The sequence below is a fragment of the Sphingobacterium sp. LRF_L2 genome, from assembly GCF_965644235.1.
GTDB lineage: Bacteria > Bacteroidota > Bacteroidia > Sphingobacteriales > Sphingobacteriaceae > Sphingobacterium.
Window position 1 is genome coordinate 63,211 of sequence record NZ_CBFFRI010000004.1, and the last position, 23,583, is coordinate 86,793.

The following is a 23,583-nucleotide window of genomic DNA, read 5'->3' on the forward strand; positions in this document are numbered from 1 at the left end:
TCTTATATTTTTCAACTGTATATTACAACCAAGGGAGCAAAGCATCTTTCGTTATTCGAAAGGAATCTAGTCTTTTTTCACTATCAAAGATATAGTTTGTTGTCATAATTTCATCAACATCATATTCTTTTATAAAATTGCTTAATGAAGTTGCAATTGTATCTTCATCTCCAACGAAAGTACAAGAAACCATTTGATGAACAGCTCTCTCTATCTCTGCTATGCCATCGTAGATTACTTTTTCAGTAGGAGGGGACAGTGGTCTGCGATGATTTGTCAAAATACCGGCAAACATATTAAACAAACTCGTGGATAAATATTTTGCCTCAATGGTACTATCGGCACCAATCACATTCACACAAGTGATAAAATAAGGTTTTTCTAGATATTTGGATGCTTTAAATTCTCTTCTATAAATATCGGCTGCCTGTGCAAGCATTGCAGGAGCGAAATGAGCGGCAAAAGCATAAGGGAGGCCGAGTTCCGCAGCTAAATGTGCAGAATCAGTACTAGATCCTAATATATAAAGAGGAATATCCAGCCCCTCTCCTGGAAAAGCACGAACTTTTTCCGATGGATCATCATTTTCAAAGTAGTGTAATAATGTGTTAACATCCTCTTTGAAGTAAAAAGAAGTATTTAAGTTATTTCGTCGCAGTGCCATAGCCGTAACTTGATCAGTTCCCGGCGCTCGGCCTAAGCCCAGATCAATACGTCCAGGATAAATACTTTCTAACGTTCCAAATTGTTCGGCAATTACTAATGGCGAATGATTAGGTAACATAATGCCTCCAGAGCCAATACGTAACTTATCGGTATGCCCAGCGATATGTCCAATAAGAACGGCTGTCGCTGAACTGGCAATATGCTCCATATTGTGGTGTTCAGCCAACCACATACGCTCGTATCCCAAGCTTTCAATATATTGAGCACCTGCAACACTTCTTTCGATAGCTTGCTGTACTGTTTGTCCTTTACAAACTGTCGCCAAATCGAGAGCTGAAAGTTTAATTTTCTTCATTTTTCTATATTTTATCTTCAATAAGAATCGTTCAATGCAAGACCTAACATTATTTAGACCTCGCTTAAATCGCTTAAATTTACGTTCTAATAGAAAAATACATGTAATCCTTATGTAAACAAGAGAGTAGACTTGTATGTCTTATGTCAAACTATTGATTCGCAAATAATCGCCGTGCGTGAATTACAACCAAATTGTCATTTTCTAATTTGGTAAAATAGAGATAATCGTCGCTGCCGTCTTTTATTTTAAATTTTTTACGAAGTTCTTCCACTTTTAAAGGAAAGTTCTTGGCGACAACATTTGCTTTTTTAATTTTAATTTCCTTTTTAAATTGAGCAAGAGAATAGGTCGCATACACTGAAAAAAGCCTCCCAGGAAAAGCATATAAAGGAACGTTATTCGTATACAAGTGGCTATGTTGGTGTAATTTTTGAAGTTCAAACCGCTTGCCCACAATTTTAAACGCACCAGCCTTAGTAATAGCGACATCTGGATCGTAGAGGTAATTTCCTACTTCTAAGCTGAAAGATGAGATTGTAGAACGCTCTTCTTCGTAATTAAAGGAAAAGATTTTCGTTTCTTTTGGCGATAATTGCACGGCATATATACAAGGAACGGCTGTATACCCTTTTTCCTGAACAATCAACAATTCCTTACAGTCATTCTCTACGCTCAATACATAAACGTCTTTAACAAAAGATAAACTGTTTAATGCACTCGCAATATCCATTAAAGGAGCTAGCTTCGTAATCACAACTGGTGCCGAAGAAAAGAATAAGTCCTGGTGGTCTACAACGTTAGGTATACAGTCTTCTAAACGAAAGACCTTTTGCGTTTGCACACGCCTGGATGGATCAATGTAGATATAATCAAACCCCGACGTATTTTCTTTAAGAAAGGAAATGCCATCGCCAGCGTGACAATCCACATGATGAAGGCCCATTTCTCGGAAATTATGAGCCACTATATCAGATAGTTCGGTGCTGATTTCGCAATGCACAATATGGTTTGCCTGCTTAGCGAAATAATAACTATCCACACCAAAACCACCTGTGAGATCAATCAATCGTACTCCCTTTTTCACGAGAGAAGCTTTAAATCTTCCCGTATCCGTGGAAGAACATTGTTCCAAACTAAGTTTTTCTGGAAAGTAGATAAAATCTGTATTTAGCCAATCAGGAACCTTTTTAGTAAGGCGTTGCCGCCCATCAATTTGCTGTGCTAATTCCTTAGAACTTACGCCTGTAAAAGGACTTTTCTGCAAGGCTATAGTCAAGGGGTTTCTATCTTGGTTTTTCAAGATAAAAGATTGTATTTCAGCGCTCAGTACTTCTTTGTTCAATCTGGCAATTAACTAAAAATGGTTTGCAAATTAAAGTTTTCTGACTAACAATTGACAAGTATAACCATCCTTTAGCTCACGTATTATTTCTTTATTAACTAATACGCGGTCAATGGTCTCTTGATTAAAATAACGAATGGTAATAAGTTCAAGCCCTTTTTCTACCGTAACCTTGTACCGTTTCTCAAGTTCCTCCAAGAGCGCGTCCACATTTTTGCCCGTATCATCGATACTGACGAAAAAACTAATTGCGCTGTTATGCATCATATTAATCTTTATGCGATTATGATGAAACAAATTAAAGATATGACTAAGATTATCCTCCACAATAAACGAAAAGTCACGCGGCTGTATACTTATAAGAACCTGTTTTACTTTAAATATAAATGAAGGAACTGGTAATCCATTATTTGTACTTCGAATAAAAGTTCCTGGTGAAGCCGGATTCAAAAATGAACGTACATTCAGTGCAATCTTTTTATTTTGTAAGGGCTTGATTGTCTTAGGATGAATAACTGTAGCTCCATAATAAGTTAGTTCGATCGCGTCTGTATATGAAAGCTCAGGAATAAGTTCGGTATGGTCAAACCATTTTGGGTCTGCGTTTAATACGCCCGGAACATCTTTCCAAATCGTAATCTCTTCTGCATTCAGACAAGAAGCAAATATCGCAGCAGAGTAGTCGGAGCCCTCACGCCCCAGAGTGGTTGTAAAATTCTCGGAAGTGGACCCTATAAATCCTTGTGTGATAATTACTTCACGGTCTAATATTGCAGGAAGATCACGTCGTATTTTTTCCTCTGTTTTTTCCCAATCAACAGCCGCTTCTCTATACGTATTATCTGTAAAAATAAAATCCCTCGCATCGACCCATTTAACGGGTAATTCCTCCTGTTTAGCGTAAGCTGTTAATATCTTAGAGGAGACAATTTCGCCTAAGGAAACAATTTGATCAAAAAGGTAGTCGTAAGTATCTTGTGGTTCTTCTTCCAAAATCCATTCTACCTCAACAAAGCAGTTTGCAATTTCATCGTAAATCGGATGTTTTACTTCCGGAAAAAGTTGATTTAATATCGCTTGATGCCAAGATTTGACAGCATCTAATAATATAAAAGCTTGTCCCGTTTGCTCTATATAATTGTTTGTTACCTCCATGAGGCGATCTGTTGTTTTTCCCATTGCAGAGACAACAACCAACAATTCATCTTTTCTATATTTCGCAATAATTGATGCGACATTCTTTACGCTTTCCGCATCTTTTACTGACGCTCCTCCAAATTTGAATACTTGCATGTAATTTATTATTCGGTTAGATCTTGGTTGATATGCTTTCCAAAAACTGCTTTCCTTTGTCTGTCATGATACGAGTCAACTCTGGATAAGGAATAAGCAATGTTGTCGAACCCTCGGCATATGATTTAATTTCATAAGGATTATAGTGAAAGAGAAGCCCTTCTTTTGTTAGCCCGAAGTTATCTGCTAAAGAAAAAGTATTTGCCTCGAAGAAATAAGAGTCACCATAACTTGCCGTATCTGTAAGCATTTCTTGTTTACGAAAATAACTTTCAGCTATTTCGCGCAGTCGACTGGTATCTTGTACGATGTCAGTCAATGTTAATTGTTTTTTTTCATTCGTATCGAAATTAAAATAAAGTTCCACCTCCATACCATGCGCACCTCCTGTGTAATCACTAATCACATTTTTTAACGTCAGAAAACCAGGCTCATTTAAGACGACACGACAATTCTGATGCCTGAACCAGGACATAAAGGCCTGATTACCTCCTTCTATTTGTTCTTCAGCATATTCATTAAACCCTCCGAGAAAACTTTCTGAAACCTGTTCAACTGTAGACTCACCGTCTATGAAAATAGCTTTTTTTACAAAATCATCGACCTCTTTTGGAAAAACAGGGTAATGAGCCGTAAAAACAGTAGAATCAATCTCTGTTTCAGTTCCTGAAAAATAGGGACTAAAATCCTTATAATACTCCATGCGATATAGCAGTGTATCATTACCTCCTGCACTATGCAAAGGCACATTACTTTTATCCGAACGATTTTCAGACGCACAAGACCACAAAAAAAATGACGCGCCTATTAATAAACACGACGTTCTATTTACTATACCCAATGACTTTGTAAAATATTTCCCCATTCGTTATCAACCTTCGCTTATACTTTGTTTACCAGACCTTACTCTTTACCATCTTTCAGTTTAAAGTGCTTAATTACACGCTTGCCAAAAATCGTGCTTCCGAGCCTGACCATGTTACTTCCTTGCTCGATGGCGAGTTGGTAATCAGATGACATTCCCATAGATAAGGTGTCAAAATCTTCTTGCTTACGAAAGAAGCTCGTTTTTATGCCATCGAACAACATTTTCAATTCATAAAATTCATCTTTAATGATCCTTTCATTCTCTGTATTTGTTGCGATACCCATCAAACCTCTGATGCGAACATGTTTAAGGTCTGCAAAATCTTCACTACGCAACAATTCGATGAGTTCGGCATGGTCTAAACCAAATTTAGAATCTTCATCAGCAATATATACTTGTAATAAACAATCTATTTGACGATTGTGTTTAGCAGCATGCTTATCAATTTCCTTTAAAACTTTCAACGAATCAACAGACTGCACCATATGAATAAATGAAGCAATATATTTTACCTTGTTCGTTTGCAAATGTCCGATCAAATGCCATTCAATATCTTTTGGTAAAGCCTCTTGTTTATCCACCAACTCTTGCACCATATTCTCACCAAACACGCGTTGTCCGGCTTCATAGGCCTCCATAACTTCTTCGATAGATTTTGTTTTGGAGACAGCGACAAGTTGTACACCTATAGGTTTTAAATCAATTTGAAGTGATTCAATATTTGTTGCAATGCTCATTTTCTTGTAATATCAACGTTCAAAAAACTTTAAAGCGGTTATTCGACCGCCTTTTTGTAAATTTGTACAAACTTACGAAATGCAACGCTTATTAGTTATTATATTATCTTCGTTTTTTTTGCTGATTTCCTGCAAAAAGTCTACTCCAGGTGGAATTTTATCTAAAAGTAAGATGAAAGACCTTTTGGTTGAAGTTCACCTCATCGATGGCTATCTTAACACTTTACCGATAGATAGCAGCCGCAAAGTAATAGACAACTTGTATGGAAACCTATTTGCTAAATATAAGATTGATTCTGCGACTTTTGATGACAACCTCAAGTTTTATTTATCTAATCCTGTAGAATCTAAGAAACTATATGCCGAAATAAATAAACAATTAACAACGGAAGACACAAAATACAGAATGGATGACTCCATAAAAAATGCAAGGATAACGGATAGTATCCGTGTTGTTCAGCATTATATGAAGTTAAGGGATGATGCCCAGAAGCTTATTTTACAGGTTGAAATAGATACTATTCCATTGAATTTCCATATCTATCGTGCAGATTTTTTACAACGCACCGGACTCAATTTAAGCGCATATAATCAGAGTACAATATTTACAAATCCTACGAACACGATTCCATCGACATCTAAAGATGTTGTTCCCGCTGCACCTATACAAAGTAGGCCGGAACAAAAACTACAACGACCAACTCTGGAGCCTTCTCCAAAGACAGGCTTAAGACCTGTGAAAGGTACCAAGGCTTCTGGTCAAATATTAGAATAATAATATGATTTTTCCTAAAAATGCAATAGATAAATTAGGTTTTCTTGATATAAAAAATCTAATTAAAGAAAAATGCCTAAGTGAGCCTGGAAGGGAGATGGTGGAGAAAATTCAACCTCAAGTTAAAATTGATCAAATAGATAAGTTTCTTCGTCAAACACAAGAGTTTAAAGATCTACTCGTCAACGACTCTCCCTTACCGGTTGATCACCTATATCCAATTAAACCACTTGCTGAGAAAGCCCGTGTGGAGGGAGCCTTTTTGGGTGAAGAGGAATTCCATCGCATATTGTTATCCTTACGGACTGTATATGCAGTCATTCGCTATTTTAATGAACGTGAAGGGCAATATGCCAATTTGGAATTACTATTTGAACATCTCCCTATAGAGACGAAAATAATTCGACATATTGAATCCGTTATAGATGATAGGGGGAAAATGAAAGACAATGCTTCTCGTCTTTTGTTAGACCTAACTCAACAAATTTTAAAAAGCGAACAAGAAGCTCGGAAACGTATCGATCAGGTATTTAAATTAGCGCAGAACAATGGTTGGACAGCCGATGGCAATCTTACCATTCGTGATGGACGTTTGTGTATTCCAATTCTGGCAGAAAATAAGCGAAAGGTAAAAGGTCTCATTCATGACGAATCAGCAACTGGTCAAACTGCATATATAGAGCCAGAAGAGGTTTTTCATCTAAACAACAAGGTAAGAGATCTTATTTTCGAAAGACGTCGGGAAGTAATCCGTATTCTTACCCAATTGACAAGCGACTTAAGGCCGCATGTACCATTGTTGCTCTCTTATCATAGTTTATTAAGTAAACTTGACTTCGTTCGAGCTAAAGCATTATTTGCTATTGATATTGAAGCAGAAATGCCTGAGCTTTCCAAAGATGCAGAGATTCATTTGGTAAACGCAAGACATCCGCTCTTAGTTATCAATGCAAAACGAGAACGAGAAAGTATTGTTGTTCCTCTTCATATAAAAATAGATCAAGGGGAACGGGTTATATTGGTCTCGGGACCCAATGCAGGGGGTAAGTCTGTTTGTATGAAAACCGTGGGACTTCTACAGCTTATGGTGCAATCCGGACTACTCATACCGGCAGATGATACATCCAAGGTAGGCGTTTTTAAACAGATTTTCGCAGATATTGGCGATGATCAATCCATAGAAAGTGATCTAAGTACTTATAGTGCACATTTGTCAAAAATGAAGCATTTTACCGAATTTGCAAACGCGCGTACTTTGGTGCTCATTGATGAATTTGGTACAGGGACAGATCCTCTCTTTGGGGGACCTATTGCAGAGGCGGTGCTGGAAGGTCTTAATAAGAAAGGAATACGAGGTGTAATCACGACTCACTATTCAAATCTGAAAGTGTTCGCGAGTAATACGGCTGGATTGGAAAATGCATCGATGCTTTTTGACAATGTAGCGATGCGTCCTTTGTATATTCTCCAAATAGGGAAACCAGGAAGTTCTTATGCATTTGAGATTGCGCAAAAAATAGGCTTAAGCAAAGAGCTTCTCGAATCGGCAAAGCAGAAAATCGGGACGCAACAGAAAAAAGTGGACACACTACTCGTTGATTTGGAACGCGACAAAAAGCTTGTTCATGATACGAAGGTCGCTATCTCAAAACGCGAACGGGAACTCGAATCACTAAAAAAAGAGTATGAAGAACTACAAGGCTATCTTGAAGAAAATAAAAAACAGATTATTCGAGAAGCGAAAGAACACGCAAAACAGATATTAAAAGATGCCAACAAGTTGGTGGAGAATACTATTTCTGAAATAAAATCAGCGCAAGCCGACAAAGAAACGACGAAAGCTTTAAGGCGAGAACTTTATGCTGCTGTAGATAAACATACGGAGAAAAAAACTGCACAAAAGCTGGTTGATAAGCCTGCTGAAACCAACGATGATCCTATAGAAGTGGGGGATTGGGTTAAAATCATTGATACCGATACCGAAGCACAGGTTATTGAGGTCGCCAAAGGCAACAACTTAATTTTGGCTCTTGGCGACTTGAGGACCGTGGTAAAAAAAGCAAAGGTCACGAAGCTAAGAGGCAAAGAAAAAGCAAAAGTCGTTAAGCGACACAAAATAGCTTCTACAGAATCTGTAGCTGATTTCTCTCCGGAAGTAGATATTCGCGGCATGCGTACAGAAGATGCATTGCGTCAGTTGGAAACTGTCTTGGATCGCGCAGTTATGATAGGTTATCCCACTTTAAAAATTCTACATGGGAAAGGAGATGGCATATTGCGTAAATTTGTTCGGGATTACCTACGCAAATACAATCATGTATCTCATTTTGAAGATGAACATGCTGATAGAGGGGGGGATGGTATAACGTATGCCCACATCCAGTAAATATTTTGACATTTAGATATAAGGATACATTTTCATCCTTTGTTGTCTTAGTATTCCAAGATTAAACAATCCCGAAATATGATGACCAGTAGTCAACTGTTTCGGGATATTTTTTTGTATTCTTCATTGAACAGAACGATTTTAGCATGGTAATTGTTGTTTTTAATACGCTTACTTGTTCTAATAATCAAAATAGAAATATATTCAGCATGAGATACCCAGTAACGAAAAATACAATTTTTCTTAGCGTTTTGCTAGCTGCAGCGACATCATGTGCTAGCAAAAAAGCGCAAGACAGTCTGATCCGCGATTGTCCCGACGAAAAGATCATAAATAAAATGCCAACTGTACAACAACCTGGAGTAGACAAGCAATCCAATAGCTATTTTATCTATAAGGGCGAGCGTAGAGAGCTTTCCGAATTCGACATTAATTGGCTAGAGAAGAATTGTAAGGTAAAAGAAAGCATAGTATACTAATTGAATAGCTGTTTGTAAACCCAGCTGGATAACCGTCAATTGTACCAATAGTTCAGTAGACTTAAAACTTAAATATACCGAACTATTGGTATGTGTAGCTTTAGGCTTAACGATTTAATTGTTTGTAAGACGATGTTCTTTAGAGTAAGTCACCATCGTGAAACCTCAAGAATTGACTACCATGTCTACTATTTAAGAAAGGTTATTAAACGAATAAACGTAATCTAGAGCAATGATGGTCTCATTTGCTCGACGTATATTTTTTTTATTCCCAGAAACCTCATAGATAACAGTGAGCAGATTGCCGTTCTTTTCTAAACCTTTACGCTGTAATGTGACCTCATGTTCTTTCATTAAATTTTCGAAGTTCCCTAGATCAGCAACCCCAAAATTTTGAAAAGTGACATAGATTGTTCGTATGAAATAAACGTTGCCAAGAAAGTGTTCAATTTTTTGAAACAATGAGAGGATAATAACCATGAAAACAGTAAGGATTATACCCAAAAGATACTCTTCAAAACCAATCATCATGCCCACTGCTGCCATAGACCAGATAACTGCAGCAGTTGTAAGTCCTTGTACAGAGAACTTTCCTTGATAAATAACACCAGCTCCTAGAAAACCAATACCGGTAATGATATTAGCGGCAATACGATCGTCGGATAAATTTCCCATTCGGGATAGGAGCGTAAAAACTGTGGATCCGAAGCAAATCAAGATAACTGTTCGAAATCCAGCTGATTTGTTTTTATATTCACGTTCAAATCCCACAATTGCGCCACAAAGTATAGACATTAATATGCTATGTAAGCGAGAATCATCTAACCAATCCATCATAAATTATAATATAAAGCTTTAAACAACAAAAATAAGGATCCTATTTAGGAAAAAAGAGTACTATATTTTTAAGAATTATACACGATGATTATATCTTTAAGAAGAAATTACCTAATAATTATCAAGACCAAATCTAATTATGTCAATAACAAATAAATATATGACAGTTTTTGATACAAAATAGAGGGGTTCCATACCAATCATAAAGAATTACAAAAAGAAGTTTTCCACATTTTTGATTTGTTAAATTTTGTTAAAATATCAACAAAATCAAATAATTATTAAAATTTTCAAAAACGAAGTGGCTTAAATAATACCATGCTTTCAAAAATGTGAAATACCTCTGCTTTAAGACCGAACAAATTCATATAATTCTTTGTTACACTGAATATTAAGTTTATGTTAAGTCCGAGGAATATCATAGTCTATTTCTAACTTTGCGGTACTTATAATTAACAGAACGAAAAAAATAAGTATGAAAAAATCTCTACTTTTCTTTGCTCTAGTCCTCGCTAGCTACGGGACTATCCAAGCGCAAGTAACCACAAGTAGTATGTCAGGTGTAGTTACCCAATCTACTGGACACGCAACTGCAGGTGCAACCATCAAAGCAACTCACGTACCGTCAGGAACTGTTTATTCTGGTTCAGCAAACGTTGCAGGAAGATTTAATTTAGCTAATATGCGTGTGGGAGGACCTTATCGTGTAGAAGTTACTTATGTAGGCCAAGACCCTGTGTTTTATGACGATGTCTATTTACAATTGGGACAGCCTTTCATCCTAAATCCTATATTCGGAGAAAATGCAACAGCCTTAGACGAAGTTACGGTTACTGGTAGAAGAGGTGCTAACGACGAAAAAACAGGTGCGTCAACAGTCATTGGAAAAGAACAATTAGAATCTTTACCTACTTTAAGTAGAAGTTTGCAAGATTTTACAAGATTAACCCCTCAAGCAACAGGAAGCAATTCATTTGGAGGAGCAAACAATCGATTTAACAACATAACTATTGACGGAGCTGTGAATAATGATGTATTTGGATTGGCTTCTTCTGGAACACCTGGTGGTCAAGCAAGCACACAGCCTATTTCTTTAGATGCTATCCAACAAATTCAGGTAGTGCTAGCGCCATACGACGTTACTCAAGGAAACTTTACTGGGGGAGGAGTTAATGCGGTTACACGATCGGGAACAAATGTTGTTGAAGGATCCGTTTATTTCTTCGGAAGAAATCAAAATACTATTGGAAAAAGTGTACTTACGGGGGCTCGCTCTGCTGATTTTACTGATAATCAATTTGGTTTTAGGGTTGGTGGTCCAATTGTTAAAGACAAATTGTTCTTTTTTATAAACGGTGAAATGGGGAGACGCTCTGCTCCGCTAGCATTTAATGCGGGTGAAACAGGTGCTACCATGACTACAGCGATAGCAGATCAGATAGCAAACTTTAATCTTTCTGAATATGGTTACGATGTAGGCTCAACAGGACCTATAAACGCAAAAACTCAAAATAGTAAGATATTCACAAAATTAGATTGGAATATTAATGAAAAGCATCAATTTGCTATTCGTTACAACTATATTGATGCTTATGATGACAATATTAGCCGTACTGCAAACTTTTTCCGTTTCGGAAATAATGCTTATAAGTTTAACAATAAACAACACGTTGCGGTAGCAGAATTAAGAAGTAATTTTAGTAGTAGGTTTTCTAATAATTTAATTTTAGGATATTCGGCTATTCGAGACGATAGAGAAACTGCTGGATCTCTATTTCCACAAGTTACAATATTGAACATTAACGGTGTTTCAGGTGCTTCTGCCGAATTTGGATCTCAAAGAAGTTCAGTGGCGAATGAGCTCGATCAAGATATCTTTGAGTTTACAGATAACTTCAAGTGGTATGTTGGAAAACATACGTTTACTTTCGGTACACACAACGAATTTTTTAAATTTAGAAATTTATTTATCAATAATTTGAACGGACGTTGGGATTTCAATAGTGTGGAAGATTATTTGAACAATAATCCTGCTCGCGTACGTGCCACCTATTCTTTAATTGATGGAAACTCTGCTCCCTCTGCAGAATTTAGCGCGGCACAATTAGGTTTCTATGCACAAGGTGAATCTGAAATTGTTAAAAATCTTCGTTTAACATATGGTATCCGTTTAGATGTTCCAGTTATTGGCGACAAGCCATTAAGAAACGAAAAAATTGAAGCATCGTTCCCAGGATATAGAACGGATAACACTCCTAGTGGTAAATTACTTTGGGCTCCTCGTTTAGGGTTTAACTATGATGTTCAAGGAGATCGCTCGATTATTCTTCGCGGTGGAGCTGGTATTTTCACTGGACGGGTTCCATTTGTTTGGTTATCAAATCAGTTTTCAAATAGTGGAAAGTTATTTGGAACAGTTGATGCAAGAACAACAGCGATTAATGGAGGCAATGGTTTCGATCCAGACGTTAATAATCAGAAAAATATGGGTACAGGATCGACAAGAGCAGAGGTTAACTTAGTCACGGAAGATTTCAAAATCCCACAAGTTGCTCGTTTTAATTTAGCAGGAGACTTTAAATTACCTTACGGAGTCACTGCCACTTTAGAAGGGATTTATTCAAAAACAATAAATAATATTGTTTATTCTGACATAAATATTTCAGGTTCAACAGCATCAATTTCATCTTCTTTAAGTGGAGGGGCAGACACAAGACCTTCTTATACAGGTCAACGTGTGAATTCTGGTGATTTCACGAATGTGATTCTTCTTGATAATACGAATAAGGGGTATACTTATAGCTTAACTGCCCAATTGCAAAAAACCTTTGATAACGGCTTCAGTGCTATGGTTGCCTATACAAATGGAAAATCTACTTCAGTTAATGATGGTACTAGTAGCACTGCATTATCAAATTGGGAATATGTTCAAGTTGCGACAAACGCAAATAATCCTGATTTGACAACGTCAATTTTCGATATCAGACACCGTGTTATAGGTACTTTAGGGTACAATATCTCATATGGCAAAGATAAGCTTTATTCTACGGGGATAAATATCTTTTATGCAGGTACTTCTGGACAACCTTTTACATATCTATATAATGGCGATTTAAATGGTGATGGAGCATTTAGTAATGATCTAATTTATATACCGAGAACAGCAAGTGATATCAATTTAGTTCCTTTGACAAATGCAGGCGTTACAACTTCTGCGGCTGACCAATGGACGGCTCTTGATGCCTATATTTCTCAAGATAAATATTTGAGCACAAGGAGAGGGCAATATGCTGAAAGAAATGGTGCAAGAATGCCATGGCAACATCAATTCGATTTAAGAATTACTCAAGATTTGGGTACAATGATTAAAGGTTCGAAAAATAGATTACAATTAACTTTTGATATTTTCAATGTTGGAAATCTATTGAATAAAGATTGGGGTCGAAATTATGCTATTTCAAATCAAGCTTATCAATTGATCACTTACACTACATCGAACGGAGGTGGGTTTACTTTCCGCGCTCCTGATGCAGATTTTAATGTTGCAGATTTAGCATCAAGATGGCAGGGACAATTCGGTATTCGTTACATATTTAACTAATATCAAAAAAATGATAACATATAAAGTAGGCCGTTCAAATATGAATGGCCTACTTTGTTTTTTTAAATACGGTAATAGCAAACAGATTATTACTGTTATTGCTGTTGCTGTTGCATTTCCAGAAAATAACGGTAAGAATTTTTCTCTTCTGCTGTTCTAGGGCTAGCACTTGTGTATACAGGTTGAATAGTCGGTTCATGTGTTATTTCCTTCGTGTGCTCATTACCGATAACAACTGATACAGTCAAAATATGATCGGAGGTCCCTTTGTAGGTTCCTTTCACTGGTGTGCAATCATTAAAATCTCTACCATAAGCAATTTTAATATGCCTTTCATTTACCCAGCAGTTATTCGTTGGATCAATACCTTTCCATCCTAATCCTGGAATATAAACCTCTACCCACGCATGCGTTGCTCCTTCTCCACGAAGTTCACTACTGCTTGGACATATATACCCCGATATATAACGAGATGGAATCCCTAGCATACGGAGCATAGTAATCAATAGGTGCGCGAAATCTTGACAGACTCCCGCTTTCAGTTGCCAGATTTCATCAACCGTACTTTCCACTGTTGTAACGCCCTGTTTGTAAGAGAAGTTTTTATAAATGAAACTCGAAAGCGCATCCACCGTCTCCGTGATATCACACCTATCATCTACGTGCTGTTCAATAACATGAAGTATTTCCGCATTAGAATGTATATGCTCCAATTGTAAAAAATCAACAAAGGGGAACTCCCACTTTAGTTCGCGCAAGGTCAAACGCTGTTCATCGGGAGATAAGGATTGCTCACCGAATACATGAGGCAATGTTGAAACTTTCATTTCAACTCTTATTTCTAGCTGGTTATGCGGTTCAACAATGGTGAAGAAGCCCACTTTATTTGAAAAATAATCGTCAAAATAATCAATATTCACAGTTGGGCAGATACGGATAGTATGTTCAAGAACATGCTGCTGATCGTCCGATTTAGGATAAAGAATAAGTTGATTTGCGCTATCTGTAACCTCTGAAGGATAGGCATATCGGGTAATATGAACAATGGTATATGTTGACATGATTTTAATATATATTTCCGAAATAATCATTGTTTAACACTCTATTCAATTCCAGGTAATAATCCTGGACAGTATTCAAATACTGAATCCTACCTTCATTCGTTGCGGGAACTTCAATATATTGAATGTATGAAAAAGCCTTTCCAATAATAAAAGTGAGTTTAGGATGATGTAAGCCGATCTCCTCTTTTTTCATAAGCTGCAAAAAGGAAGTAATCTGCGCCCAACTAAAATGAAGAGAATGCGGAAAATTACTTTTGCTTATGATTTGTTCAAATACCAAGTCAGGATCGAGATTTCCAACATGCTCACGAAGGTAAGTTTCATAACCATTCAAGGCAATCAGAAGATAACGCCAGCGCTGGTCATCTGTTTTTTCTGGCAAAGACTCGTCTAATGTGATTTGATATTTTAAGAGATCAATTATTTGCAAACCACGCTCTACGAGTTTACCCATTTGTAAAAAACAAAAAGCCTCGCCACGGTTCATGGAATTATGTATAACCCCATCAAATAACAATGTCTGTTTTATCAATTGATCCATTACACTAATAGGATCAACAGCCATCAGAACTTGTAATTGCTTCTCTCGAATAAGATGATAAAAGTCATTCAAAGATTGCCAAAGTTCACGATTAATATGATCCTGCGCGCTACGAGCATTTTCGCGCGACTTAAAAACGTTATTCAGTATAGAAAAATCCTCTTGGGCATGAAAAATCAATTGGGGCAAAACATCGTGCCCATTAGCCATCTTCGGACTATCTAGCGAAAAATGTCGGGCTATTTGTTCCCAGTTTACAGCGACCAAACCGTCTTGATCGGATATATATATGGAATTTAAAACGCGAAGGTGAATATTGGATCGCTCCATGTAACGGCTCATCCAATATATATTTTCAGCAACTCTACTCAGCATAATATAAGGTTAATATCAATCAATAATCCAGGTATCTTTACTTCCGCCTCCCTGCGAAGAATTGACAACAATGGAGCCTTCCTTCAGCGCGACCCTTGTCAATCCTCCAGGGACAATTTCAATGCCGTCAGGGCCGAAAAGTGCAAATGGTCTTAAATCGACACGTCTAGGTTGTAGGATGCCATCAATATAGCAGGGTGCCGTAGACAGTTTTATAATTGGTTGCGCAATAAATTGTCGGGGATTTTTACGTATTTCTACGATGTAATTCATGATTTCTTCATCTGTTGCACAATTTCCTATTATCATCCCATATCCGCCACTTTCGTTTGTTCGCTTCACAACCATTTCACGAATATGCTTTATCGTATACTCTCGTTCATCCTGATTTTCCATACGATACGTCGGAACCGACTTAAGGATCGGCTCCTCATTAAGATAATAACGAATCATTTCAGGAACATAAGTGTAGATAGCTTTATCATCAGCAACTCCATTGCCCATGGCATTGACAATATTAACATTACCCTTTCTGTATACGTGATACAAGCCAGGAACGCCAAGCATACTGTCTGCACGAAACACCAAAGGATCCACAAATTCATCGTCAACGCGTTTGTATATGACATCAACCTTTCTTAATCCCTTTGTTGTTTTCATAAAGACGAAATGATTTTGAACAACTAAATCACGACCTTCGACCAATTCGATTCCCATCAAACGCGCTAGCGTTGTATGTTCAAAATAAGCTGAATTGTATATGCCTGGAGTAAGTAATACAACATTAGGCTTATCACTCAGATGACATCCCAAAGCCAATAGATTCTTAATCAGCAGATCGGGGTAGTGACCAACCGGACGAACTCTATTCTCTACCAAGCGATTTGGAAACAATCTGTAACTCATTTTACGGTTTTCAAGCATATAGCTTACACCAGAAGGAGTTCGCAAATTATCTTCTAATACATAATATGTCCCATCGTAATCCCTAATCAGGTCAATGCCACTAATATGTGTATAGATGTCAAAAGGTACATCAACATTGACCATTTGTCGAAGATAATTCGGACAAGAAAAAACGAGACTTGAGGGAACGATATTGTCTTTTAAAATAAACTGTTGGTGGTAGATATCTTTTAAAAAAATATTTAATGCCTTCAAACGCTGTTTAATCCCAGCTTCTATGTGATGCCAATCCGCAGACTCCAAAACGCGAGGTATGATGTCGAAAGGGAAAATTTTTTCGATCCCCTCGCCATCACTATAAACTGTGAAGGTGATTCCCTCGCGCATAAAGAGCTTTTTCGCCATTTCATCCTTTGCTGACAAAGAGGTTTCTTGCATTTTTAATAGGGATCCGATTAATTTTTTGAAATGGGGGCGAATTTCCCGATCGACCATCTCATCATACACTCCATCGAGCTGCTGATATGTTTTTAAAAGAGTGTTTTCCATAATACCAGGTCGTTAAATAGATTAAAACAATGGAATTTAGTAAATTTTTAAAATAAAAACTATTTTATTTTAAAAATAAATATAAAATCAAGATTTATTTTTAAAATAAATCAATAAAAATGGCGTATGTTTGAATTTTAGGAAATAAAAAAGCGTCATTATTAGATAATGACGCTTTTTGTCGCTCAATAAGTTCTTAAAAGTTGGGTTTAAGTAAATATTTGTCGTAAAAGCGAAAGATATGCTCTACAGCCTCATCTGCAGAATCCACCAAACGATATAATTTTAAATCCTCTTCAGCGATATAAGCATTACTTAGCATCGTATTTTCAATCCATTCAAATAATCCTTTCCAATAATCGACTCCCACAAGAACAATAGGAAACCGCGCTATTTTTCCCGTCTGAATCAATGTTATCGCTTCAAAAAGTTCATCCATTGTTCCAAAACCACCCGGCATGACAATATATCCCTGTGAATATTTCATAAACATGACTTTTCTCACGAAAAAGTAATTAAATTCAAGAAGCTTGTCCCGATCGATATATCGATTATGAAATTGTTCATGAGGTAACTCTATATTTAAACCTACAGATTTACCTCCAGCTTCATAGGCACCTTTGTTAGCCGCTTCCATGATTCCGGGGCCACCACCTGAAATTACACCATATCCTTTATCCGCCAACAAGCGAGCAATCTCCACAGTCATTTCATAATATTTATGTTCTGATTTTGTGCGAGCTGAACCGAATATAGAAACACAAGGTCCTATTTTTGCTAATTTCTCAAATCCATCAACAAACTCGGACATGATTTTAAAAATCTGCCAAGAGTCCTTAACCTTTATTTCTTGCCAAGTCTTGTTGGCAAACGAATTCCTTATTTTGTCCTCTTTTACCATATATCTATATATTGTTAAGAACCTAATATAAGTATTTTTTATGCAGGAATAAAGGGATTGTAGCGAACTTAATGTAACATACACTAGATGTATATTATTTAATTTTTAATTTCTAATTTTGTGGCTATGCATTTTTCTTCACGATTATTAGAACTGGCTGTCGATGAGTTTGGACGTTTACCTGGAGTAGGGAAGAAGACAGCTCTTCGTCTTGTCCTTCATTTGCTTAAACAACCAAATGCTGAGGTAGCTCGTTTTACCAATGCAATCAACCAACTCAAAGATCAAATTAAATATTGTAAAAGTTGCTTTAATATTTCAGATCAAGACACCTGTGAGATTTGTCTATCCAATAAGCGAGACCACGAAACCATTTGCGTTGTAGAAGACACTAGAGATGTAATGGCTATCGAAAACACGAACCAATATAACGGGGTGTACCATGTCTTAGGCGGACTTATTTCTCCTATGGACGGCGTTGGACCTTCTGACTTAAAAATAGAAGCTTTATTGGAGCGATTAAAAACTGGTAACGTCAAAGAAATTATTTTAGCACTTAGTGCAACAATGGAAGGTGACACAACCATATTTTACCTTTATAGGAAGCTCAAAGAGTTTGATATCCAGATTAGCACAATCGCTAGAGGAATTGCCTTTGGCGGCGAACTAGAATATGTCGATGAAGTAACACTGGGCAGATCTATTGCAACCCGGATTCCATACGAAAGAACAGTCGGCTAGGTATTTGCAAAGACTTTTAAATCTTTTTTAAAATCCACGAAAATCCCAAGCTTGTAAATAGCATAATAAGCGCAGTACCCATCCAGAGTGATTCGTAGCCATAATGTTCCGCAACATATGTCCCCAAATAGGGAGAAAATATGTTGGCAGCGGCAAAGGAGAGGGAATTAAAGCCCATATAAGCTCCTTGAGTATTTAATGTTGCGCGAGCAGCACTTATAGTTGCTGTAAAAGGAAGCGTAAGCATTTCTCCAATAGACAAGATGAACATCGAGAGATAAAGCCAAGCAACTCCAAAAGGCGCATTTAACATGAAATAAGCAAGTCCCGCCACGGCAGTACCGAAAATCATTACCTGACGTGGCGTGAATCGGTGCTCTACGGTGTGCACGAGCAACATTTCAAAAATAACAATACAAAAACCACTAAATCCTAGAAGCAGTCCAACAGCACTTTCACTCATCATTTTAGCCTCCTTGTAAAATAATGGAAGTGTACTAAGTAGTTGAAAAAAAGCCATAGAGAAAAGGCAACAGAATATATTGAATACAATAAAAGGAGGATCCAGATATGCATTTCTATCTGCAGCTGTTAACTTTTTATCCGATTTTAGCAACGGTTTGATATCTCTACGAGGTTTACGTTTTCTAAAAAAAACGACAAAAACAATAGCTGCCAAGACCGCAGCTAAAGCATTTCCATAAAAAATCCAATCGTAGGAAAATCCCGCTAAAAATCCGCCAAGCGCCGGGCCAATAGAAAAACCTAAGTTAATAGCCATTCTATTTAAAGAATATGCCTTTGTCAAATTTTCCGGCTTTGCATAACGGGCTACTGCCACCGAGTTGGCGGGACGAAAGGTCTCGGCGATCAATGTCAATAAAAAGATCATTCCTGCCAAGCTTTCAAAGGATGTAAATTGAGGTAAAATGAGAAATATAGGCACAGTAAGCAACAAGCTGCAAGCTTGTACTTTAAAATTACCAAATCTGTCCGTCAACCAGCCGCCTAGCCATGATCCGCACACAGATCCCAAGCCAAAACACCCCAAAACGATGCCAACCTGTGGCTTAGTAAAATGAAGCGCTGAAGACATATACATACTCAAGAATGGAATAACCATTGAACCCGTACGATTGATGAGCATCACCGTAGCTAAAAGCCAAGCTTCTGTTGACAGCCCACGGTACGAATCTGTATATAATTGAATCAGCTTCTTCACAAGAATTCTTTTTATACTAACCAGTTACTTGGCGATCCAATCGTTGATCTATGGCGTAATGCTGTGCAATAAATTCCTTGTTGCCTGTGCTTTTATTAAACACGATATCCAGTCGTCCTAACCGAATACCCGCAAAGCCCATTTGGTTGATCCAAACTTCTTGGCCATCTAAGTTTTTAATTCGTGTTGGTTCGTCAAGGAAAGTATGCGTATGTCCTCCTAGAATAATGTCTACATAACGCGTATTAGCAGCTAGCTTGATATCGGAAACCTTGTCATCTTCGTACTTATACCCCAAGTGTGACAAACAAATCACCAAATCACATTTCTTCTCGTCTTTGAGCATCTTAGCAATACGGTTTACAACTGGTATTGGGTCTAAGTATTTCATTCCTTTATAACTATTAGGATCCACTAGGCCTTCGATATCTATTCCTACGCCAGTTAAACCAATACGTAAACCACCTTTAGATAGAATTATATAATCTTGTGTTTTACCTTCAAGTACGGTCCCCGCAAATTCGTAGTTAGCCGTAAGAAAAGGAAAGCTTGCCTTATCTAAATATTTAACAAGGCCTGAAAGTCCGTTATCAAACTCATGATTTCCAAAAGTGCCGGCTTCATACCCTAATTTAGACATCAATTCCAACTCTAATTTACCGCCGAACATGTTAAAATACGGAGTGCCTTGAAACATATCTCCAGAATCCACCAATAAAACATTTTTTTCTTCACGTTTTATCTTTTGAATCAATGTGCTGCGACGGGCAACACCACCTAAGCCTTGATATTTAGAGCCATCCAGTGGAAAAGGTTCGATCCTACTATGTACATCATTAGTGTGCAAGATAGTTAGCCGCACTTCACTCGCCCTGTGCTTCGCAAAAGTGGGGAATGAACCCAAAGTTGTCAACGCTCCTAAAGCAACTGATTGCTTAATAAAACCTCTTCTATTTATTGATTTGAATTCTTCCATCTAACTGTGATTGAATGTGTTTACCTTGATTGGTTAATGTGGAAATATACTCCATTAAAGTTTCTCTTACGCGTTGGGGGTAATCCTTACGTGCTGATACTTTATCGAAAAAGTGAACATAGTCGCCACCGTTCGCCAAATAGTCATAGGTAACTAAAGTATAAATAGCATTTGGATCTACCGTTTTTCCTTGAACCAAAAATTGTGACACCTTTCCTTTGTCAACTGTAAGCTGTATGCCACTCGCCGGCTGTCCACCCGTTTCCGCCATAAAATCAGCCCATCGCAACATATCGACACCGGTAAGCTTAAGGATGCTCACAGAGTTTTCAAAAGGCATAATTTCAAAAATATTGCCTACCGTAACATTACCTGCTTTTAATTCTGAACGAATACCGCCTTTTGTTGCAAAACTTACCTGCACCTCAGGGTCTAATTGTTTGCCCTTCCATAAGAGAGCATCAGCAAAGAAATTACCAACCAAACTTTCTCCCTCACGACTTTTGGTCAGCGCAAGATCGGAAACACCGATAACACGATTCATTTCTGCTTCTAATTTCCCTTTATAAGGCAAATAATAATTAACAATACTTGTATCGGCTATGATGGCATCATCGATTTGGTAATGTTGCTCTTTACTCACAGTAGGGTGCAATTGTGTCTTGCAAGACGAGCTGAGCAGCGCCAAGAAAACGAAAGAACGCCAATGCAAAGAAATTTTCATATCCACGAATTTTTGAGACAAAGGTAAACACTTAAATCAAATATTATTTGTCGATGCAACAATATTCTTCATTAAATAACATGAAAGTAACTTATAATGAAGCAGGCGTTTTGTTCACACAAAACGCCTGCAGCTATTTTTTTTATAGAAAGCTCTATTTCTTCACGATCTTATATAAGCGACCAGCATCTGTAATCGCAAATAGTTCGCCATTTTTACCTTGCGCTACATCTCTAAAACGTTGGCCTTCTTTCTCCAAAAGCCGCTCTTCACCAACCACTTTATTATCTTTAATGACCAAACGCGCAATATGCGTACTACTAAGCCCTCCAATAAAAAGACTATTCTTCCATTCAGGGATAGCATCCCCCGTATAGAACATCAATCCGCTAGGTGACAACACAGGATCCCAGTAATAAACAGGTTGTTCCAATCCTTCCTTTTGTTGGATAGGAGGGGTGCCTATTTCTTTTCCACTGTATTCAAGACCATAAGTAATTATTGGCCAACCGTAGTTTTTGCCTGCTTCTACGCGATTTAGTTCATCGCCTCCGCGTGGACCAAACTCTGTTTCCCAAAGATCGCCTGTTTCAGGGTGAAATGCCAAACCTTGCACGTTACGGTGTCCATAACTAAATATTTCTGGTCTTGCATTTGCATCTTGTGCAAATGGGTTTCCTGCCGCAGGTTTTCCATCTGTCGTAATACGGATAATCTTACCCAATGCGGATTTTAAATCCTGCGATTGCGGCCTAGTTTCCAATTCCGAACGTTCACCCGTACTAATTAGTAAATTTCCCTCCTTATCGAAAATAATACGTCCACCATAGTGAAGTTTACCATCGAAAGTAGGTAGGGCTTGATAAATAACTGATGCATTTTCAATAGTTTTCTCGTCATCTGCTAGGCGACCTTTGCCCACAGCGGTGTGGTTCCCCCCTTTGACAGGTTCAGAAAACACCCAATAGACCATTCTCGATGTAGCAAAATCTGGAGCTATAGTGATCCCTAATAAGCCTCCTTGTGCCTGCGCATCCACTTTTGGTAGACCTGTTATAGCCTCACTCAACAGGCCATCCTGAGATACGATGCGCATGGTACCTTCTTTTTCAGTAATTAACAGACGACCATCAGGCATCAATGCGATTCCCCATGGCGACTTTAATTTATCTGTCACTACCGAATGTTCATAAGGTGTTGTTGTTTTGATACCGGCTATTCTTGTCTGTCCTTCAAAGGCCGGCTTATAGTCTGTATTCGCTTTGTTTTTTTCAACCGGCGGATAGATGCTGTCGGATTGCGAGACGGTCCCTTCCGATTTATTGGAAGAAACACCGTTACTACAGGCATTTCCGAAGATAGCAACTGATGATAATAGTAAAGCAGGGATTGTCTTTCTCATATAGTTAATCTGATTTCTAGTATGTCTAGAATTATAATCCAAAAATACAGCCTTTTGTTTCAATTTTTAACGAAATGCAAAATAATATATTTATTTTCTCATGCTAATCTAAAACAAGAACATATTACAATTCGTATTTATCTAACCAAAAAGCAAGATCTTCTTCTTCTGTACAAAGTGCCGTTTGAAACCCCAGAGCTTTTGCAGTTGCTAAGTGCTGAGGACTGTCGTCGATAAATAAAGTCTCTTCTGGAATAATATTCGTCTGTTGAATCACTTTTTCAAATATAGCTGCATCAGGTTTCCGCAATCCCATCAAATGTGAATAGAAAGTTTGTTCGAAAAACACACTATTATCAGGAACAGCATATCTATCCTGAATATGTCGCATGCAATACGCATAATGGATTTCGTTGTTGTTACTGAGAAGGAAACAGCGGTATTTAGTTTTTAGCTCGTTTAGCAATTCATGTTTTCCAGGAGGAACACCGATAAGTAGTGCATTCCATGCCGTATCAATTTCACTATCGCTTAGCTGTAAATTTTCAGCCCGACTTCGAATCGCATCACGAAATTGAGTTGCAGAGATTTCGCCCCGGTCAAAAGCGTCAAATAAGTCATCTTGCCCTTTATGTCCGAAGAAATCTTCTACATTTTTGATACCCAAAGAGATAAATGCTTGACGCACCTTGTTGAAGTCAATCATAAAGATGACATTCCCATAATCCAGAATAATATTTTCAATTTTTTGCATAGAAAATTTTGTTTTCTCGATACAAATATCGATAATTGCATCGTCAAAACGGAGTAACAACGAAGAATTGATAAGAATAAAAAAAC

The 23,583-nt window shown here is 37.6% G+C and carries 20 protein-coding genes; 5 read left to right on the forward strand and 15 right to left on the reverse strand.

The window, feature by feature from the left end; translation table 11 throughout:
- Nucleotides 1-22: 22 nt before the first annotated feature.
- From ACSZOX_RS09105 to ACSZOX_RS09125, 5 genes are all read right to left on the reverse strand, one after another.
- Nucleotides 23-1,021, reverse strand: coding sequence for an LLM class flavin-dependent oxidoreductase (locus ACSZOX_RS09105; protein ID WP_437919572.1), 999 nt, complete (start codon nucleotides 1,019-1,021; stop codon nucleotides 23-25).
- 151 nt (nucleotides 1,022-1,172) lie between these two features.
- Nucleotides 1,173-2,366 carry a THUMP-like domain-containing protein gene (locus ACSZOX_RS09110; protein WP_437919573.1) on the reverse strand — a complete coding sequence of 398 codons (1,194 nt, stop codon included), beginning with the start codon at nucleotides 2,364-2,366 and terminating at the stop codon, nucleotides 1,173-1,175.
- A gap of 30 nt (nucleotides 2,367-2,396) precedes the next feature.
- Nucleotides 2,397-3,659 (reverse strand): aspartate kinase, encoded by a 1,263-nt coding sequence (locus ACSZOX_RS09115; RefSeq protein WP_437919574.1) that lies wholly within the window; start codon nucleotides 3,657-3,659, stop codon nucleotides 2,397-2,399.
- 16 nt (nucleotides 3,660-3,675) lie between these two features.
- Nucleotides 3,676-4,524 carry a DUF3298 domain-containing protein gene (locus ACSZOX_RS09120; protein WP_437919575.1) on the reverse strand — a complete coding sequence of 283 codons (849 nt, stop codon included), beginning with the start codon at nucleotides 4,522-4,524 and terminating at the stop codon, nucleotides 3,676-3,678.
- 38 nt (nucleotides 4,525-4,562) lie between these two features.
- A complete protein-coding gene (locus ACSZOX_RS09125; protein ID WP_437919576.1) occupies nucleotides 4,563-5,264 on the reverse strand; it encodes a YggS family pyridoxal phosphate-dependent enzyme in 702 nt (233 codons plus the stop codon).
- Nucleotides 5,265-5,343: 79 nt separating this feature from the next.
- On the opposite strand from ACSZOX_RS09125, the gene ACSZOX_RS09130 reads away from it, so the two are divergent.
- From ACSZOX_RS09130 to ACSZOX_RS09140, 3 genes are all read left to right on the forward strand, one after another.
- Complete coding sequence (locus tag ACSZOX_RS09130) at nucleotides 5,344-6,039, forward strand: DUF4296 domain-containing protein (protein ID WP_437919577.1); 696 nt, start codon at nucleotides 5,344-5,346, stop codon at nucleotides 6,037-6,039.
- A gap of 4 nt (nucleotides 6,040-6,043) precedes the next feature.
- Nucleotides 6,044-8,425: an endonuclease MutS2 gene (locus ACSZOX_RS09135; RefSeq protein WP_437919578.1), complete on the forward strand. Its 2,382-nt coding sequence runs from the start codon at nucleotides 6,044-6,046 to the stop codon at nucleotides 8,423-8,425.
- A 209-nt stretch (nucleotides 8,426-8,634) separates the two neighbouring features.
- On the forward strand, nucleotides 8,635-8,904 hold the full coding sequence (locus tag ACSZOX_RS09140) for a hypothetical protein (RefSeq protein WP_437919579.1): 270 nt from the start codon (nucleotides 8,635-8,637) through the stop codon (nucleotides 8,902-8,904).
- 192 nt (nucleotides 8,905-9,096) lie between these two features.
- Here the strand turns inward: ACSZOX_RS09140 and ACSZOX_RS09145 are convergent, their stop codons facing one another.
- On the reverse strand, nucleotides 9,097-9,741 hold the full coding sequence (locus ACSZOX_RS09145) for an MgtC/SapB family protein (protein ID WP_437919580.1): 645 nt from the start codon (nucleotides 9,739-9,741) through the stop codon (nucleotides 9,097-9,099).
- 475 nt (nucleotides 9,742-10,216) lie between these two features.
- Here ACSZOX_RS09145 and ACSZOX_RS09150 point away from each other — a divergent pair, with 475 nt between their 5' ends.
- Nucleotides 10,217-13,342 (forward strand): TonB-dependent receptor, encoded by a 3,126-nt coding sequence (locus ACSZOX_RS09150; protein ID WP_437919581.1) that lies wholly within the window; start codon nucleotides 10,217-10,219, stop codon nucleotides 13,340-13,342.
- A 95-nt stretch (nucleotides 13,343-13,437) separates the two neighbouring features.
- Here the strand turns inward: ACSZOX_RS09150 and ACSZOX_RS09155 are convergent, their stop codons facing one another.
- The 4 genes from ACSZOX_RS09155 to ACSZOX_RS09170 all read right to left on the reverse strand — a co-directional run bounded on the left by ACSZOX_RS09155 (nucleotide 13,438) and on the right by ACSZOX_RS09170 (nucleotide 17,678).
- Entirely contained in the window at nucleotides 13,438-14,403 is a 966-nt protein-coding gene (locus ACSZOX_RS09155) for a transglutaminase family protein (RefSeq protein ID WP_437919582.1), read from the reverse strand.
- Between the two features lie 4 nt (nucleotides 14,404-14,407).
- Nucleotides 14,408-15,322: an alpha-E domain-containing protein gene (locus ACSZOX_RS09160; protein ID WP_437919583.1), complete on the reverse strand. Its 915-nt coding sequence runs from the start codon at nucleotides 15,320-15,322 to the stop codon at nucleotides 14,408-14,410.
- A 15-nt stretch (nucleotides 15,323-15,337) separates the two neighbouring features.
- Nucleotides 15,338-16,777, reverse strand: a complete 1,440-nt coding sequence (locus ACSZOX_RS09165) for a circularly permuted type 2 ATP-grasp protein (protein WP_437919584.1) — start codon at nucleotides 16,775-16,777, stop codon at nucleotides 15,338-15,340.
- A 196-nt stretch (nucleotides 16,778-16,973) separates the two neighbouring features.
- Complete coding sequence (locus ACSZOX_RS09170) at nucleotides 16,974-17,678, reverse strand: TIGR00730 family Rossman fold protein (RefSeq protein ID WP_437919585.1); 705 nt, start codon at nucleotides 17,676-17,678, stop codon at nucleotides 16,974-16,976.
- A 126-nt stretch (nucleotides 17,679-17,804) separates the two neighbouring features.
- On the opposite strand from ACSZOX_RS09170, the gene recR reads away from it, so the two are divergent.
- Nucleotides 17,805-18,419: a recombination mediator RecR gene (recR, locus tag ACSZOX_RS09175; RefSeq protein ID WP_437919586.1), complete on the forward strand. Its 615-nt coding sequence runs from the start codon at nucleotides 17,805-17,807 to the stop codon at nucleotides 18,417-18,419.
- 16 nt (nucleotides 18,420-18,435) lie between these two features.
- Here recR and ACSZOX_RS09180 read toward each other — a convergent pair whose 3' ends face one another.
- The 5 genes from ACSZOX_RS09180 to ACSZOX_RS09200 all read right to left on the reverse strand — a co-directional run bounded on the left by ACSZOX_RS09180 (nucleotide 18,436) and on the right by ACSZOX_RS09200 (nucleotide 23,497).
- Nucleotides 18,436-19,641 (reverse strand): MDR family MFS transporter, encoded by a 1,206-nt coding sequence (locus tag ACSZOX_RS09180; RefSeq protein WP_437919587.1) that lies wholly within the window; start codon nucleotides 19,639-19,641, stop codon nucleotides 18,436-18,438.
- 16 nt (nucleotides 19,642-19,657) lie between these two features.
- Nucleotides 19,658-20,617, reverse strand: a complete 960-nt coding sequence (locus ACSZOX_RS09185; RefSeq protein WP_437919588.1) for a bifunctional metallophosphatase/5'-nucleotidase — start codon at nucleotides 20,615-20,617, stop codon at nucleotides 19,658-19,660.
- Entirely contained in the window at nucleotides 20,592-21,341 is a 750-nt protein-coding gene (locus tag ACSZOX_RS09190; protein ID WP_437919589.1) for a 5'-nucleotidase C-terminal domain-containing protein, read from the reverse strand. Before ACSZOX_RS09190 ends, ACSZOX_RS09185 begins: the two co-directional genes overlap by 26 nt.
- Before the next feature lie 154 nt (nucleotides 21,342-21,495).
- Nucleotides 21,496-22,743, reverse strand: a complete 1,248-nt coding sequence (locus ACSZOX_RS09195; protein WP_437919590.1) for a PQQ-dependent sugar dehydrogenase — start codon at nucleotides 22,741-22,743, stop codon at nucleotides 21,496-21,498.
- A gap of 124 nt (nucleotides 22,744-22,867) precedes the next feature.
- The gene (locus ACSZOX_RS09200; RefSeq protein ID WP_437919591.1) at nucleotides 22,868-23,497 is read right to left on the reverse strand and encodes an HAD family hydrolase; all 630 of its coding nucleotides are present in this window, start codon (nucleotides 23,495-23,497) and stop codon (nucleotides 22,868-22,870) included.
- Between the last annotated feature and the right edge of the window lie 86 nt (nucleotides 23,498-23,583).